Raw genomic sequence first — 15,409 nt, forward strand, 5'->3', positions numbered from 1 at the left:
CCATGATGAGCAACCTCAACCTCGACCAGATCCGCTCCTTCCTCGCCGTCCTGGAAAGCGGCAGCTTCACGGCCGCTGCGCAGACACTTGGCGTGCGGCAATCCACGGTCAGCGGGCATATCGCGCGGCTGGAACAGGCGCTGGACCGCTCCCTCCTCATGCGGGACACGCATCGGGTCGCCCCGACGCCGGACGGTCAAGCCATGATCGGCTTCGCGCGCGACGTGCTGGAGGCGCATGACCGGCTTCGCGCCTTCTTCTCGCCGGGCGGCCTGCGCGGCCGCATCCGCCTCGGGGTCTCCGAAGACTACACCCTGTCGGCCCTGGCCCAGGTTCTGGCGCGTTTCGCCGATGGCCACCCGTCCGTCGATCTGCAGCTGACGGTCGGTCTCAGCCGGGCCCTCTACCAAGGTTACGATGCGGGCGAGCTGGACGTGATCTTCTGCAAGCGCCGCCGCGGCGATCCGCGCGGTGAACTGGCCTGGGCGGAAGAGCTGGTCTGGGTGGGCCGGCCCGGCTTCGCTCCCGATCCGGCTTTGCCCTTGCCCCTGGTGCTCTATCCGCCGCCTTCGATCACGCGCACCCTGGCGCTCGATGCCCTTGAGGCGGCCGGCCGCTCGTGGCGGATCGCCTGCACCAGCGGCAGCCTGATGGGGCTGCGCGCGGCCGTCGAAGCGGGTCTCGGCATCGCGCCGCACTCGGCGCGGGTGATGCCGCCGGGACTGGCACCAATCCCTGAGACGGCTGGATTGCCTGACGTCGGCGAGGTCGAGTTCGTGGTGCTCGGCTCAGGTCGCCAGCACGCCCCCGCGACGGCGTTGCAGGAGGCAATCCTCGCCAGCACGGCGGAGCTTCAGGCCGTTCCTGAAGGGTGAGCCTCGCGTCGCACGTCCCTGGGGCGGTCGCCGAGGGCAGCCTCCGAAACGCCAGCAGCAAAAGCCAACCAATGGATGGGCTGGAATTATGAGCCTGCACGGGCCGCTGGGATTCGGCTCCGTGTGACCGGCCTCTCTCCTGTGGCAAGGAGAAATGGGAGTAAGACCGCCGCAAACGCCTTCGGATGTGAGTAGTTGATCCCGTGGGCGGCGCCCGGGATGACGGCAAGACGGCCGCGAGGCAGGGCCTCTGCAAGGCTCGTTACAAATTCATAGGGGACGATGTGGTCCCGTGTGCCCCAAACCACGAGCGTCGGCTGCGTGACTCGGCGTGCTTTCTCGCCGATGCGGTTGCCGACCATGCTGCGCAAGGTCAGGATGTAGCGCTTGATCCCGCCACGGGCATAGTCGGTGAGCGCCACCCAGGCGAGCGACCAGCGCTCGAACGGTGCAATGGCAAAGAAGCCGATCACTTGTCGAACGAGGCTGCGTGACTCCGGGTCCGGCGTCGGCCCTTGCAGGACAAGGCGATCGACGCGCTGCGGGTGAGCGAGTGCCAATTCAACCAAGATCTCGCAGCCGAGCGAATTGCCGATAAAGGCCGCGCGATCGATCCCGATCGCCGCCATCCAGGCCGCCAGCGCATCGGCCAACTCGCGAACCGTGAGCACGTGGCGCGGCTTGTCGCTCAAGCCGAAGCCCGGCAGGTCAGGCGCGTAGACCCGTCGGTAAGGGGCGAGTTGCCGCGCAAGCGGGACCATGTAGCGACTCGACATCCCGAGCCCGTGGACCAGGATCACGGGCAGACTATCCTCGGGGACGGGATCGACCGAGACACGGGCATACATCGTCCGACCGTTGACGCGGGTGTGCCTTGCCGCGAGCCGACCCAGATCTTGGCTGTGCTCATGATTGGCGCACCGCCGAGCCACGGCGTTCACCCCGGCCAGACGAACCAGGATCGCGCCAGCCGTCACACCGATCCACCGCAGGGGCACACTCAATTTCCCGTTTCAGCCAAAGCCGATTTCGAACTGTGCGCCGAGAAGAACCCGCCCCGCGAAACGCACCGGCTCAAGAGAGGGTTTCGGAAGGCCCCGCTTCCAGCCGCCCGTCAAGGCCAGGAGCGGGCGAGGTCGGGAGGTCGGCGACGTCGGCAAGCGCGACGCACCGCCTTCCTTGGTGTCTGCAAGCGGTTCAACCCTGAAGCGTGCCGAAATCACCCCGAAGCTGCTGGAGAGGGGATGACTCGGCCGTCTCTATTTGATCAGGCGCAGCTTTAGTGTTGTGTCGTCTCGGTTCCGCCTGTCTGCGCCATGAAGAAGCGCACCATCTCCCGGCTGGCGTCCGGACCGCGCGGATCCGTGTAGCTGCCGTTCAGGCTTCCGCCGGACCAGGCATGGCCCGCGCCGTGCAGAACCCATTGCTCCAACACGTCCCGGCCAGACGGATCGGATTGGACGCTCCGGGTATAGGCCATGCCGCCCGGACTCTCCCCGCGCGTGACGGCCGTCCCCAAAACTCCCTCCGGCTTGGCCTGTGCGATGATGCGGTCGCCGTTGGATGCGTTGACGGTGCGGTCCGCGTCACCGTGGAAGACGATGGTCGGGACCGAAGCGCGCGTTCCCAGCGGCTGAGCCGTCCCGCCGCCGTTCATGGCCGCAAAGGCGGAGGGCATATCCTTGGCCGCCCCATAGGGAAGCCCGGAATGGACACCGATCGCCGCGAACAGATCGGGATAGGTCGCCGCCATGATCGCGGCGGCCGCCCCGCCGGCGGACAATCCCGCGACATAGACCCGTCTCGGATCGGCCGAGAACTCGCGGATGACGTCTTGGGCAATCCCCGCGATCAGCGAAGGCTCGCCCGCGCCGCGCTGCTGATCGGACGCGTTGAACCAGTTCCAGCACTTCTGCATGTTGGCCGATTGAGGCTGGCCGGGATAGGCCACCAGGAAGGTCTGCTCTTCGGCCAACTCGTTCATCCGCGTCCCGGAGGCGAAGTCGTCGGGCGACTGAGTACAGCCGTGCAGCATGACGACGAGCGGAAGCGCCTGGCCGGTATAGCCGCTCGGGACATAGACCTTATACGCCCGGCTGCCCGCCGCATTGGAGAAGGCCCGCTCCTCGTATCGGGCCCCATCGGGTACCGGGACGGGGGATCGCTGAGGCGATCCGAGGCCATCCCCGAGGCCGGAGATCGAGCCCATCTTGGGAAAGCGCTCGCGCAAGGACCGCAGGGTCTCTGCAAGCCCCTGGCGTTCCGAGGCACCTGTCCCCTCAGCGGGGGCTTCGCTCTCTGTCGCCTTTCCGAAGCCCGGTGCGGTCCATGCTCCACCCGCGGTCCGAGGCGCGACCATGTCGATCGTCGACCAGGGTCGTGCGGTGCTGCCGCCCTTGCCGGGCGCAGCCTCCGGTGTGCTCGCTTGCGGCTTGGCAGCGGCCGAGCGTCCCTGAAGGAGGGCCATGGCTTCCGTGAGCTGGCCGGCGCGGGTGAGACGGGTCACCTCACCCATGTCGATGTTGGAGAAAGCGTTCATGATCACGATCCTGAATGAGGTCGACGGGCCGGCGCGAAGAGACCGGCCTCACCGCGAAAGGGGTTGAGGCGAGAGATCAGGCCGTACGGTCGGCGAGGGCTGCTTTGACCGCCGGTTTGGCGTGGAAGGCGCCGAGCACTTGCACGGAGGCGATGGCGGCACGGGCGAGTTCCGGCGTCACATCGGGGGCGATGCTGGCGAGGCCGAGAACCTGGATGTGGAGCGGCGTGCCCGCATCGCGTGCCGCTTCGAGATCCTGCCGGGTGTAGTGCGAGAGGCCCAGGCTGAGCTTCTTGCGGGCCAGCGACTGCGTGACGGCCTCGCCCTGACGGTCGAGCTGGTTGCGCACGGCCGTTCGGATGAAGTCGGCACGATTGGCATAGAAGCCGTCGCGCACCAGCAGATCGATGCGGCCGAGATCGACGAAGCCGAGATTGAGCGTCAGCTTCTCACTGTCGGGCGCTCGCGGTCGGAGGTCTGGAACATCGTCTGCCATCTCAGGACCATCCTCAAACCATCCCGTTGGATGGTCCTGAGATGGTGTGATTGGGGTGGCTTACAAGGGCAGGCCTCTGCTCCGGACCGAGCTGGGAGCGAAAATCGATGAGACGCCCGCCATGTCGGACGAGGCGCGGATGCCTCAACGCTGCCGGTCGTTGCGCGGCGTGACGTCGAGCGCATCGCTCAGCGCCTGACCGGGGTGTTCACCGACAGGCTGCGCTTTTCTGGGCGCGAGCGACGAATGCACCCTGGCCACCATCGGGGCTGGAGCACCGAACCATACGCGGGCGACACCCCGTGGATTGGGGTTCCGGACGGTCTGCGGGGTGGGGCGAGCGGCCAACTCGGCGGCTTTGGCCGAAGGCTTGGACTGCCCTATCGGAGCGCCGGAGGCACAAGCCTCTGACCCCTTCAAGCCCTGCCGACTGGATCATTCAGAGATCGACTCGGGCGAATGGCGCGGCGCTCCAGCCGCTCAGGCGCATCGACGACCGGACGGCGTGTGACGACAGCCGTCGAAGGGCTGACGTTCGACGGGTCAGCGCGTTCCGGCTTGGTTCGCCGCTCTTCGGGTTTGCGCGCCGCGTGTGTCGCCTGCCGCAGGGAATAGGGGGGAGGCCTTCAAGAGTGAAGGTGCGCGGCCCAGACGCTTGGGGGAGAAAACCGTCCCCTTAAGGACATTGCCGGGGAGAGCGGTCACTTTTCGCTCTCATAACCCATTGCCACCATTCGGCTTTCCTAGAGAGGAAAACCTGGTGGAGCTGAGGGGAATCGAACCCCTGACCTCCGCAGTGCGATTGCGGCGCTCTCCCATCTGAGCTACAGCCCCGTCCGAGGCGAGGGCCTTGTAGGCTTGTCCGCTTCGGCCTGTCAATTCCGGAAATTTCCCGCCGCACCCGCGTCCCTCACGCCGGGTTTCCGTGCGGGGCGATGAGGACCGATACCCCCCGCATGAACGCCCTGCTCTGGCTCTTCAACACCATCATCCAGCTCTACATCTACGTCCTCGTCGCGAGCGCCGTGCTGAGCTGGCTCGTGGCCTTCAACGTGGTCAACGTGCGCAACCCGATCGTCTCGCAGATCGGCGAGTTCCTCTATCGCGTCACCGAGCCGGTGCTGCGGCCGATCCGGAACCTGCTGCCCAATCTCGGCGGCGTCGACATCTCGCCGATCATCCTGATCCTGCTGCTGCTGTTCGCGCAGAAGCTCGCCACCGACCTCTACGTCCAACTGGCCTTCTGAGGAGCGTCCGCCCGCAGGGCGGACATCGTCCGAGCCGAGTCTGCGCGGCTCTGGAACGAAGCCCGAAATCCGCCATCCCGATGGGTTGGCGGATTTTGGTATGGCGGCGCGGCCCAGCGCGGCATTGCGCGGGCGCCGGGCGCGTTGCTAAGGCGGTCGGGCATCGGCTCGGTCGAAAAGCCGATGCAATGTCAGAAGTTTAGGGCCTCGTCCTGAATACGATATTCAAGGCGGTGCCCCTCGGCCAGCAAGAGCCGTGAAGGGAGCGACGCGCGCCATGAAGACCAATCCGGGCCGCTTCTTCGAGGATTTCCGCCTCGGGGAAACCATCCGCCACGCCACGCCGCGCACCGTCACCACGGGTGACGTGGCCCTCTACACCGCCCTCTACGGCCCGCGCTTCGCCGTGCAATCCTCGGACGCCTTCGCCAAGGCGATCGGCTACCCGGCAAGCCCGCTCGACGACCTCCTCACCTTCCACGTCGTGTTCGGCAAGACCGTGCCGGACATCTCGCTCAACGCTTTGGCCAATCTCGGCTATGCCGAGGGTGGCTTCCACCGCCCGGTCTATCCCGGCGAGACGCTCTCCACCGTCTCGGAGGTGATCGGCCTGAAGGAAAGCTCCAACCGCCAGACCGGCGTGGTCTACGTGCGCTCCACCGGCTCCGACGCCTCGGGCCGGACCGTGCTGAGCTATTGCCGCTGGGTTCTCGTGCGCAAGCGCGACCCGGAGGCTAGAATCGCCGAGGAGCACGTGCCGAGCCTCGCCAAGGTGGTGAACCCGGCGGACCTCGCGGGCGCCCTGCCCCCGCTCGATCCGGCCGCCTACGACCTCGCGCTGGCCGGCAGCCCGCATCGCTTCGCGGATTACGCGGTCGGCGAAAAGATCGACCACGTCGATGGCATGACCGTCGAGGAGGCGGAGCACCAGATCGCCACGCGCCTGTTCCAGAACACCGCCAAGGTCCATTTCGACGCGGTGGCGACCAAGGAGACCAAGTTCGGCAAGCGCCTGATCTATGGCGGCCACGTCATCTCCCTCGCCCGCGCGCTCAGCTTCAACGGGCTCGCCAACGCGTTCGCCATCGGCGGCATCAATGCCGGCCGCCACGTCGCGCCGCTCTTTGCCGGTGACACGGTCTATGCGTGGTCCGAGGTGCTGGAGACGGCCGAACTGCCCGGCCGCAGCGATATCGGCGCCCTGCGCCTGCGCACGGTGGCGACCAAGAACCAGTCCTGCGGCGCCTATCCGGACAAGCAGGGCGAGGGCTACGACCCGTCGGTGATCCTCGATCTCGACTATTGGGCCTTCATCCCGCGTTGAAACGTCGGCCTATAAGAGGCTGACACCTCTACGAAAAGAACCCGGCCACGGCCTGACGCAACGGATTGGCCGGGTTCGACAAGAGGCGCAACGCCATCGCGCAGGCGATGACGACGAGGAGCGGGCGGATCAGCCGGGCGCCGAGGCGCACGGCGAGTGCCGAGCCGACCTGGGCGCCGAGAAAGGCGCCGACGGCCATCGCGAGCCCCACCGGCCAGATCACCACACCCTGGAGCGTGAACAGGGCGAGGCTGCCGAGGTTGCTCGCGGCGTTCGAGAGCTTGGTGTGGGCGGTGGCCCGCACCACGCCGAGGCCGAGCAGCGTCACGAATCCGATCATGTAGAACGAGCCGGCGCCCGGCCCGAACACCCCGTCGTAGAAGCCGATGGCGGGTGCGAGCGTCACGGCGAACAGGCCGGGGGTGATGCGCGCCGCCGCATCCTCGTTGCTCATCCGCCGCGCGGTGGCGAAGTAGGTGGCGATGCCGACCAGCATCAGCGGCACCAGCGCGTCAAGCACCGGGCGCGGCAGCAGGCTGACGCAGAGCGCGCCACCCACCGAGGCGAGGCCGGCCCCGAGCGCGGCGGGCCCGGCCTCGCGCCAGCGGATCAACCCGCGCCGGGCGAAGGCGATCGTGGCCGAGACCGAGCCGGCGCTGCCCTGAAGCTTGTTGGTGGCGATCGCGCTCACAGGGTCGAGCCCAGCGAGCAGCAGGGCCGGCAGGGTCATCAGCCCGCCTCCACCGGCGATGGCGTCGACGGCGCCCGCCACCACGGCCACGCCGAACAGGCCGGCTACCGTCTCAAGTTCGATCATCATCGGGGGATTCCAAAGGGCCTTGAGGCCCTTTGGTGGGTTTTCAGGGCAGAGCCCTGAAGCCGGCGCAGCCGATCTGCAGGGCTCTGCCCTGCACCCGCGAAAGGACTCGTCCTTTCGAAACCTTCACCATGGCTGCGGGCTCAGGGCAAGCCTTCAGGCGGCGGCGCGCTCCGTGCGCGGCAGGGTGACGACGGCGCGGCTGCCGCGGCGCGCCCGCAGCGTTCCGCCCTTCGGCACGACCTTCCAGCCGTCCTTGCAGCCGTCGATCGGCTCGGAGACGACGGTGAGGCCGCGCTCGCTCTCGCGGTAATAGAGGCTCGGCGGGCGCCCGTCGCAGGCCCAGCGGAAGGCGGTCAGGTTCTCGCCGTCGGTGAGCACGGCGGTGAAGCGGAAGGCCTCGGCGATGCGCGCCTCCTGCATCAGGCCGCGCACGGTGGCGCAGGTCGCCTCCATGGCGGCGACGGGATCGGCATCGAGGCCGTTGGCGAGCGCGAGCAGGAACAGCGCCTCCGAATCCGTCGAGCCGCGACGGGTGTCGTACAGCTCGTCGGGGATCATCGCTTCCAGGCGCCGCTTGATCCGGTGATAGCCGCCGATCTGGCCGTTATGCATGAACAGGTGGCGGCCATGGGCGAAGGGGTGGCAGTTGGCTCGCGTCGTCGCCGTGCCGGTGGCCGCCCGCACATGGGCGAGGAACGTCCGCGCCCGCACCTGCCGGCAGAGGTTCACGAGGTTTTCATCGGACCAGGCCGGGCAGATGTCGCGGTAGAGGCCTGGCTCGGTATGCTCGCCGTACCAGCCGATCCCGAACCCGTCACCGTTGGTCTCGGTCTTCGCCTCGGAGGCGTGCAGCGACTGATGGACCAGCGAATGGGTCGGGGCGCAAACCAGCTCGTTCAGAAAGACCGGCTCACCGAGATAGGCGAGGAAGCGGCACATGGTGGAACAAGAGCCTCCTTTGCGGTCCGGAGCGAGCTATGCAAGCATCGGTCCGCTTGGGCCGCTGCGTGTCGCCGGACTGTAACAATTCGTTCCGTGTGGTGAACAGTCCGTTAAGGGAGGGATCGGTCGGAAGGGTTCGAGCTGGCACAAATTCGCTGAACCGATCATCCCCAAACTTGTTGTCGCAGGGCAAGCATCGTCGGCGCCGCCGATTCCGCCGCGGCGTGCCCATGGCCGGGCCGCCGCTTCCAAACCGCTCGCACAGCTTCAGGGACACATCATGGCTCATTCCGGAGACAGCCCGGTCGCGCTCGTCGTCGAGGAGGACGAGGCCGCCCGCGATCTCGCCACCGTCCTGATCGAGGAGACCGACCTCGACGTCATCGCCTGTTCGAGCGCCGAGGACGCCTTGGCCGTGCTTGAGCGCGGGGACGTGACCGTGGCGATGGTGATCGCCGACACGCGCCTCTCGGGCAAGATGGATGGGGCGGCGTTGGCGCGGGCGGTCGAGGATCGCTGGCCGGAGGTGCGGCTCGTGGTGACCTCCGGCGCCCGCGAGGAGGGCCGGACCGAGATCCCGCCGCACGCTGTTTATATGCGCAAGCCCTGGCTGCCGCTGGAACTGCTGCGGCAGGCCGAGCGCGCCACCCTGACGGCCAAGGCCGCCTGACGCGGACCGATCGGCAACGGAAAAAGCCCCGCCGGTCGCGCCGGCGGGGCTTTTTCGTATCGCGAGGCTGCGGGCCGCTCGTGGCGGCCGGCGCGACTTAGGAAGCGGCGGGGGCCGGAGCGGCGGCGGGAGCACCCGCCGGCTGCTGCGAGAAGCTCGGCATGCCGGGACGGCGCGGGGCGCCGGTACGGGGCTTCGGCTTCGGAGCGGCGATCAGACCCTCGCGGATGGCGGTCTTGCGGGCCTGCTTGCGGGCGCGGCGGACAGCCTCGGCCTTCTCGCGTGCCTTGCGCACGGAGGGCTTCTCGTAGGCCTTGCGCTGCTTCATCTCGCGGAAGATGCCCTCGCGCTGCATCTTCTTCTTGAGGACGCGGAGCGCCTGATCGACGTTGTTATCGCGAACGAGTACCTGCAACGGAATCAACCCCTAGATTTGTCGTTTCGAACCGCACCGGCCCCGGATTCCCGGCTGAACCGGGAAAAAGCCGTCGGGCGCCCCTATCTCCGGGCTGCATTCCGGAGGAGGCGTCGTGACGGCAGCCGAATCGGTGCGAAAGAATTTGCACCTGAGCGCGCGGCATACACGAAACAGGTTCGTGTTGGAAGTGCAGGAAAGACTCTTGCAAACCCCTGTGGCCGCCGAAACAGCCCCGATCGCAAGCGCTGCCCGAGGCCCACTCTCTAACCTCGCGCGCGAGGAGAGGGTGGGCGCGCTTCGAACGCGACCCGCTCGGGGCCTGTTCGCCGAGAGGGCGTTCCGACGAAGCCGTGACCGGTTCGCCGGAACGCACATTCTCATGAAAGGCCGTGAGACGCCGGCCGGATGCCATCCGGTCGGAAGCGGCCCTAGGCGTGCGAGGCGATGAAGTTGCGCACGAGCGGATAGGTCTGCGATTCCCACTTGCGGCCCGAGAACACGCCGTAGTGACCCACGCCGGTCTGGAGGTGGTGGGTCTTCATGTGCGGCGGCAGGCTCGAGCAGAGGTCGTGGGCGGCCATGGTCTGACCCACGGCGCAGATGTCATCGCGCTCGCCTTCCACCGTCATCAGGGCGGTGCGCCGGATGGCGCCCATATCGATGAGCTCGCCGCGATAGGTGAGCTGGTTGCGGGCCAGGGTGTAGTCCTGGAAGACGATCTTGACCGTCTCGAGGTAGAACTCGGCGGCGAGGTCGAGGACGGCGAAATACTCGTCGTAGAAGGTCTCGATCGCCTGCGCCTTGTCGGCGCTGCCGTCGACATAGTGCCAGAACAGGTCCGTATGCGCGTCCCTGTGGCGCTTGGCATTCATCGAGACGAAGGCCGACACCTGCGTGAAGCCGGGATAGACCCGCCGCCCCGCCCCCTTGTGGCGTCCGGTCACGGTCTCGATCAGGTTCTTCTCGAACCACTCGATCGGCTTCGAGATGGCGAGCCGGTTCACCGAGGTTGGGCTGACGCGGCAATCGACCGGCCCGGCCATCAGGGTCATGCTGCGCGGCTGCGCCGGGTTCTTGGTGTGCGCCATCAGTGCCGTGGCGGCGAGCGCCTGCACCGCGGGCTGGCACACGGCGATGAGGTGGGCGCCCTCGCCGACGGTCTCCAGAAAGCGCACCACGTGATCGACGTAATCGTCGAAGCCGAAGCGCCCCTCCGAGAGGGGCACGTCACGGGCGTTGTGCCAGTCGGTGATGTAGACGTCGTGGTCGGGCAGCAGCGTGCGCACGGTGCTGCGCAGCAGCGTGGCGAAGTGGCCCGAGAGGGGGGCGAGCACCAGCACCTTGGGCTGGACGGTGTCGATGTCCTTGCGGAAGCGAAGCAGGGTGCCGAAGGGTGTCGCGAGCACCGGCTCCTCGATCACCGGCACCTCGCGGTTGCCGACCATGACGGAATGGATGCCGTAGGCCGGCCGCGCGAAGGTGAGGCCGGCGCGCATCATCATGCGCGCACCCGCCGACCACCATTTCGCGGCATCGTGCCAGGGCGTCCGCATCCACGGCGCGGAGGCTTCCTGCAGGAGGCGGCCCCATTGGCGGGTGTGCCGGGCGATGTCCGATTGGGCATCGAAGGCTTGGTAGAGCATCGGGCGCAAACTCCAAGCGCGCAAGGTGCCTGCACGCATCCATCTCTCGCGAACGTCCCGAACGGCCCGGATTCGCCCGCTTCATTTCCCGGTCGCCACTGCCGCCCCACGTGACGCTGCCGGATGGAGCAGGCTAAGCGGTTCTGGATTGGGCGCAACCTATCAAAAGTATATATCGCGCTGCTGTGATGTGGATGCATCACCGTGCATAGGGGCTTACGAAACAGGCATTCTATTGCCGAAAAGGCCGGGAGAGGGCCCGCGATCCGGCACAGGGCTTGCCATAAAAATCGCGAAAGCCGGGTTCCGGGCAGCAGGCCCGAGCAACGCGCATCCGGGGAGAGGGCCATGGCCGAGGCGACGCTCACGATCTCCAGCCGCAATTACTCGTCCTGGTCCCTGCGCGGCTGGCTGCTGTGCCGGATGGCCGGGCTCGATCTCTCGGTGGAGGTGTTGTCCGGCTCGGACGCCTCGACGCGGGCCGAACTGCTCCACCTCTCGCCGTCCTTCCTCGTGCCGCGGCTGGAACACGACGCGATCGTGGTGTGGGACGTGCTCGCCATCGCCGAATATCTCAACGAGATCCGGCCCGAAGCCGGCCTCCTGCCCGAAGCGCCCGCCGCGCGCGCACGCTGCCGGGCGGTCTCGGGCGAGATGCATGGCGGCTTCGTCAACCTGCGCTCGGCGCTGCCGATGAACCTGCGCAGCCTCCATCGCGGCTTCAAGATCTTCAACGGCGCCAAGGGCGACATCGAGCGCATCTGCGCGATCTTCGAGGATTGCCTGTCGCGCTCGGGCGGGCCCTATCTGTTCGGTGCCCAGCCGACCCTGGCGGATGCGATGTACGCCCCGGTCTGCACCCGCTTCCGCACCTACGACGTCGCCCTCCCCTTCACATCGGCCACCTACCGCGACACGATCCTCGCCTGGGATCTGATGAGCGAGTGGGCGGCGCTCGCTGAGAGCGAGCCTGAGGAGATCGAAGAGCTCGACATGGAGTTTTAGAACCTGGGGGGTGATCCTAGGTGAGGATGACGATGCTGCGCGGACGCGTTCGGATCGCGGCATTCCTGAGACGCCTGATCTCCCGCTCGACCCGGTACGGAGCCGTGTCCCAAGGGCAGCTCAGCTCTGAGCGGGCAGCCAAGATCGCGATGGCTGCGGCGGCGGAAGCAGGCTTCCCCGACACGTGCGGCGTTGCCTCGCCGATCCGGATGGAATCGGGTCTCCTCTGGGATGTCTGCCAGATCACCCGCGGCAGCGGCTGGCGCGTGGCAGTGGATGACGCCACGGGCCAGCCGGGTGCGATCGGGCGCTGGGTCTCCGGTGAGGGGCCGAAGGCCGGCACCGGCGCCGGACCTCGCAGCCCGTGCGCCGCCGATTGCGCGAGCGGGCACACGGCGCTCGGGGGCGGCTACCCTGCCCCGGCGCATACTTTGCGGAAGGGTTCACGCCGCCTTGGCCGGCCCCGCCTCCCGAGAGCGTCCGGCGGCGAGCGGCAGCTCGATGCGGGCGCAGAAGCCGCCGCCGGGGCGGTTCTCAAGGGTCAGGCGCCCGCCATGGCCCTCGACGATGGCGAGCACGATCGACAGGCCGAGGCCGAAGCCGCTCGCGGAATCGAGGTTGCGGGCGCGGTCGCCGCGCACGAAGGGCTTGAGCATGGCGCTGCGTTCGGCGTCGGGAATGCCGGGGCCGTCGTCGATCACCTCCATCGCCACGCCGGGCTGGTCGCCGGAGCCCGCCGGCCCCATGACGAGGCGGGCGCCGCCGCCATATTTCACGGCGTTGTCGACGAGGTTGGTGATCGCCCGCTGGAGGTCGTCGGGCCGGCCGCGCACGAGGACGTGGCGGGTCCGCTCCAGGCTCACCGCCGCGCCGATGTCGCTGAACCCGTCGCACACCGTCTGCACCACCGAGGCGAGGTCGATCAGCGTGGTCTGGCCCTCGCCCGGCGTCCCCTGCCCGTCCCGGACATAGGAGAGTGCGGATTCCACGAGCCCGTTCATCTGGTCGAGGTCGCGCAGGGTCATCTCGCGGGCGCGCTCGTCCTCGATGAACTCGGCGCGCAGCCGCAGGCGGGTGATCGGCGTGCGCAGATCGTGGCTGATGGCGGCCAGCATCTGCGTGCGGTCGTCGAGCAGGCGCAGCAGGCGGGTGCGCATCCGGTCGAGCGCGCGGGCGAGCGCCAGCACCTCCTCCGGCCCGCGCTGGGGCAGGGGCGGCGGCTCCTCCGCCGTGCCGAAGGCCTCCGCCGCCGCCGCAAGGCCGGCCAGCGGCGCGGTGAGCGCCCGCGTCGCCCAGAACGAGAGCAGCGTGAGGCTGACCCCGAGGAAGACGAAGGTGAAGATGATCGGCCCCTGCGCCGGGGGGCGCGGAAAATCGTCGGGCAGCACCGCCCGCAGCCGGGCGCCGGCCGGGGTCATGATGCCGATCTGCAGGAGGCCGGTCTTGCCCCGGTCGTGGCCGGGGGAGAGGTCGGTCACCGGCAGCGCCCGCCCGAACCCGTCGCGCAGGCGCTCGATCAGCGGATGCTGCCCGATCTCGTCCTCCGTGTTCGCTTGCCCCATGCTCCCCTGCCCGGTGCTCCCCTGCCCCGCCGACGACGCGGCGCCGTCCCACGGCGCGATGCGCAGGGTCGGCAGGCTGCGCGCCGCCGCCCGGAGGATCCCCTCGCGCTCGCCCGGCTCGGCGGCATCGAGCAGCCGCGCGACGACGGAGAGCCGGGTCGCGGCGACGCCGGGCCGCTCGTCCGGCCGCCACGGCTCGCGCAGGGCCAGCAGCGTGACCGCCGCGAGCACATGCGCGGCGAGCAGGGCCGCGACGACGAGGAGCGCGATCTGCCCGGCGGCCTTTTTCGGGCGCGGCCACGGCAGATGGGGCCAGGGCAGGCGCGGGCGGGGTCGAGCCTCGCCAGGGGCGGCCTTGGGCGGCGGCTCCGCCGTGGTTCTCACCGGGCTCATCAGCGGCCGATCTCCGGCGCGAACAGGTAGCCGCCCGAGCGGATCGTGCGGATGATCTCGGGGTTGCGCGGGTCGCGCTCGAGCTTCTGGCGAAGCCGGGAGACCAGGACGTCGATGCTGCGCTCGAACGGCCCCGCCGCCCGGCCCTGCGTCAGGTCGAGGAGCTGGTCGCGGGAGAGGACGCGCCCCGGCCGCAGGCACAGCGCGTGGAGCAGGTCGAACTCCGCCCCCGTGACGGCGATGCGCGCGCCCTCGGGGCTCAAGACCTGCCGGAGGCCGACATCGAGGGTCCAGCCCGCGAAGTGGAAGCGGCGTGCGCCGTCCCCGTCCTGCGGCTCGGCGCCCTTGCGCCGCAGGATCGCCCGGATGCGCGCCAGCAACTCGCGCGGGTTGAACGGTTTGCCGAGATAGTCGTCGGCGCCGATCTCCAGCCCGACGATCCGGTCGATCTCCTCGGATTTCGCCGTGAGCATCAGGATCGGCACCTGCGATGCGGCCCTGAGGCGCCGGCACAGGCTCAGCCCGTCCTCGCCCGGCAGCATCAGGTCGAGAACGATGAGGTCGACCCGGGCATCGGCCAGCACCCGGTCCATCTCGCGCCCGTCGCCCGCGAGGCTCACGCGGCACTCGTTGGCGCGCAGGTAGCGCGCGACGAGGGCGCTGATCTCGCGGTCATCCTCGACGATGAGGATATGGGGCGTCGGCGGGTTGGTGGTGGTCATGACGGCCTCTGTCTTAACCCCCCGCGCCACCTGCCCGGAAGTATGGCCGCCGGTGAAGATTGTAACCGCGGGTTTCCGCAGCCGGCCCCGATACGAGCGGCAACAATCCGGAGCGGATTTCCGCTCCCCACGGCCGCGGCGGCCGAAGCGTTTCGTCGGTGTCCCTCGATTGCCCTGGTGCCTGCCGATTCTTATGTCGGTGGCACGTGCTCGACAGGTCCGGGCGCCGGAGGAGATTTCCATGCAAGGCCCGAACCGCATTTTCGACGATGTCGCCCGCCTGTTCACCGATGCCACCGGAGCCGCCCAAGGGGTGCGCCGCGAGGCCGAGACGATGGTCAAGGGTCAGATCGAGCGCCTGATCCGCGACATGGATGTCGCCACCCGCGAGGAAGTGGACGTGCTGCGCGACCTCGTCGCCGCCCTGCGCAGCCAGAACGACGCGCTCGCCGCCCGGGTCACTGCGCTGGAGGCCCGGCTCGGCGCCGAGGCAGGCAGCGCGGGCAGCACGGAATCGGTCTGAGCGGGCAGTCCGGACTCACCCTCGCGGGAAAGCGTGAATCCGGATTTCTTTGCACAGGAAGCATCGGTGGATAGCCGCGTTGCCCACCGCTGATGCCGGGGCGACGCTTTGAAGCCCGCGGGGGACGCGGGCTATAAACGATCCGTAGTTGATTCGCCCCGGCGGAAAGGTGGAACCAAACCCCGGGGCGGCGAAATCTGGATTGAACCCCTCCGCAGGACGGAGATCGA

15 protein-coding genes and 1 tRNA gene are annotated in these 15,409 nt (G+C 68.5%); 6 read left to right on the plus strand and 10 right to left on the minus strand.

Annotation, left to right across the window (positions count from 1 at the left end):
- Positions 1-5: 5 nt before the first annotated feature.
- Positions 6-875 (plus strand): LysR family transcriptional regulator, encoded by an 870-nt coding sequence (locus tag ASF53_RS18115; RefSeq protein WP_056201583.1) that lies wholly within the window; start codon positions 6-8, stop codon positions 873-875.
- An 86-nt stretch (positions 876-961) separates the two neighbouring features.
- On the opposite strand, the gene ASF53_RS18120 is transcribed toward ASF53_RS18115, so the two are convergent.
- From ASF53_RS18120 to ASF53_RS18135, 4 genes are all read right to left on the minus strand, one after another.
- A complete protein-coding gene (locus tag ASF53_RS18120; protein ID WP_156635638.1) occupies positions 962-1,873 on the minus strand; it encodes an alpha/beta fold hydrolase in 912 nt (303 codons plus the stop codon).
- A gap of 281 nt (positions 1,874-2,154) precedes the next feature.
- A complete protein-coding gene (locus ASF53_RS18125; RefSeq protein ID WP_056201586.1) occupies positions 2,155-3,414 on the minus strand; it encodes an extracellular catalytic domain type 1 short-chain-length polyhydroxyalkanoate depolymerase in 1,260 nt (419 codons plus the stop codon).
- Positions 3,415-3,490: 76 nt separating this feature from the next.
- Positions 3,491-3,910: a ribbon-helix-helix domain-containing protein gene (locus ASF53_RS18130; protein ID WP_056201591.1), complete on the minus strand. Its 420-nt coding sequence runs from the start codon at positions 3,908-3,910 to the stop codon at positions 3,491-3,493.
- 758 nt (positions 3,911-4,668) lie between these two features.
- Positions 4,669-4,744: transfer RNA gene (locus ASF53_RS18135), tRNA-Ala, on the minus strand.
- A 122-nt stretch (positions 4,745-4,866) separates the two neighbouring features.
- On the opposite strand from ASF53_RS18135, the gene ASF53_RS18140 reads away from it, so the two are divergent.
- Positions 4,867-5,157: a YggT family protein gene (locus tag ASF53_RS18140; RefSeq protein ID WP_003604312.1), complete on the plus strand. Its 291-nt coding sequence runs from the start codon at positions 4,867-4,869 to the stop codon at positions 5,155-5,157.
- A 277-nt stretch (positions 5,158-5,434) separates the two neighbouring features.
- On the plus strand, positions 5,435-6,481 hold the full coding sequence (locus ASF53_RS18145) for a MaoC family dehydratase (protein WP_056201595.1): 1,047 nt from the start codon (positions 5,435-5,437) through the stop codon (positions 6,479-6,481).
- Positions 6,482-6,509: 28 nt separating this feature from the next.
- Here the strand turns inward: ASF53_RS18145 and ASF53_RS18150 are convergent, their stop codons facing one another.
- Positions 6,510-7,301, minus strand: coding sequence for a TSUP family transporter (locus ASF53_RS18150; protein WP_056201598.1), 792 nt, complete (start codon positions 7,299-7,301; stop codon positions 6,510-6,512).
- Positions 7,302-7,454: 153 nt separating this feature from the next.
- Positions 7,455-8,240, minus strand: a complete 786-nt coding sequence (locus tag ASF53_RS18155) for a class II glutamine amidotransferase (RefSeq protein WP_056201600.1) — start codon at positions 8,238-8,240, stop codon at positions 7,455-7,457.
- 283 nt (positions 8,241-8,523) lie between these two features.
- Here ASF53_RS18155 and ASF53_RS18160 point away from each other — a divergent pair, with 283 nt between their 5' ends.
- Positions 8,524-8,913 carry a response regulator gene (locus tag ASF53_RS18160; protein WP_056201603.1) on the plus strand — a complete coding sequence of 130 codons (390 nt, stop codon included), beginning with the start codon at positions 8,524-8,526 and terminating at the stop codon, positions 8,911-8,913.
- Between the two features lie 97 nt (positions 8,914-9,010).
- Here ASF53_RS18160 and rpsU read toward each other — a convergent pair whose 3' ends face one another.
- Complete coding sequence (gene rpsU, locus ASF53_RS18165) at positions 9,011-9,328, minus strand: 30S ribosomal protein S21 (protein WP_056201606.1); 318 nt, start codon at positions 9,326-9,328, stop codon at positions 9,011-9,013.
- 431 nt (positions 9,329-9,759) lie between these two features.
- Entirely contained in the window at positions 9,760-10,974 is a 1,215-nt protein-coding gene (locus tag ASF53_RS18170) for a polyhydroxyalkanoate depolymerase (protein ID WP_056201609.1), read from the minus strand.
- Between the two features lie 348 nt (positions 10,975-11,322).
- Between ASF53_RS18170 and ASF53_RS18175 the strand changes: the two genes are divergently transcribed.
- Positions 11,323-11,979, plus strand: a complete 657-nt coding sequence (locus tag ASF53_RS18175; RefSeq protein ID WP_056201612.1) for a glutathione S-transferase family protein — start codon at positions 11,323-11,325, stop codon at positions 11,977-11,979.
- 443 nt (positions 11,980-12,422) lie between these two features.
- On the opposite strand, the gene ASF53_RS18180 is transcribed toward ASF53_RS18175, so the two are convergent.
- Together ASF53_RS18180 and ASF53_RS18185 are read right to left on the minus strand one after the other, a co-directional pair.
- On the minus strand, positions 12,423-13,934 hold the full coding sequence (locus ASF53_RS18180; protein ID WP_056201615.1) for an ATP-binding protein: 1,512 nt from the start codon (positions 13,932-13,934) through the stop codon (positions 12,423-12,425).
- A complete protein-coding gene (locus ASF53_RS18185) occupies positions 13,934-14,656 on the minus strand; it encodes a response regulator (RefSeq protein ID WP_056201618.1) in 723 nt (240 codons plus the stop codon). Before ASF53_RS18185 ends, ASF53_RS18180 begins: the two co-directional genes overlap by 1 nt.
- A gap of 241 nt (positions 14,657-14,897) precedes the next feature.
- On the opposite strand from ASF53_RS18185, the gene ASF53_RS18190 reads away from it, so the two are divergent.
- Positions 14,898-15,179: an accessory factor UbiK family protein gene (locus tag ASF53_RS18190; RefSeq protein ID WP_056201621.1), complete on the plus strand. Its 282-nt coding sequence runs from the start codon at positions 14,898-14,900 to the stop codon at positions 15,177-15,179.
- Positions 15,180-15,409 lie beyond the last annotated feature (230 nt).

This window comes from Methylobacterium sp. Leaf123 (assembly GCF_001423405.1).
GTDB lineage: Bacteria > Pseudomonadota > Alphaproteobacteria > Rhizobiales > Beijerinckiaceae > Methylobacterium.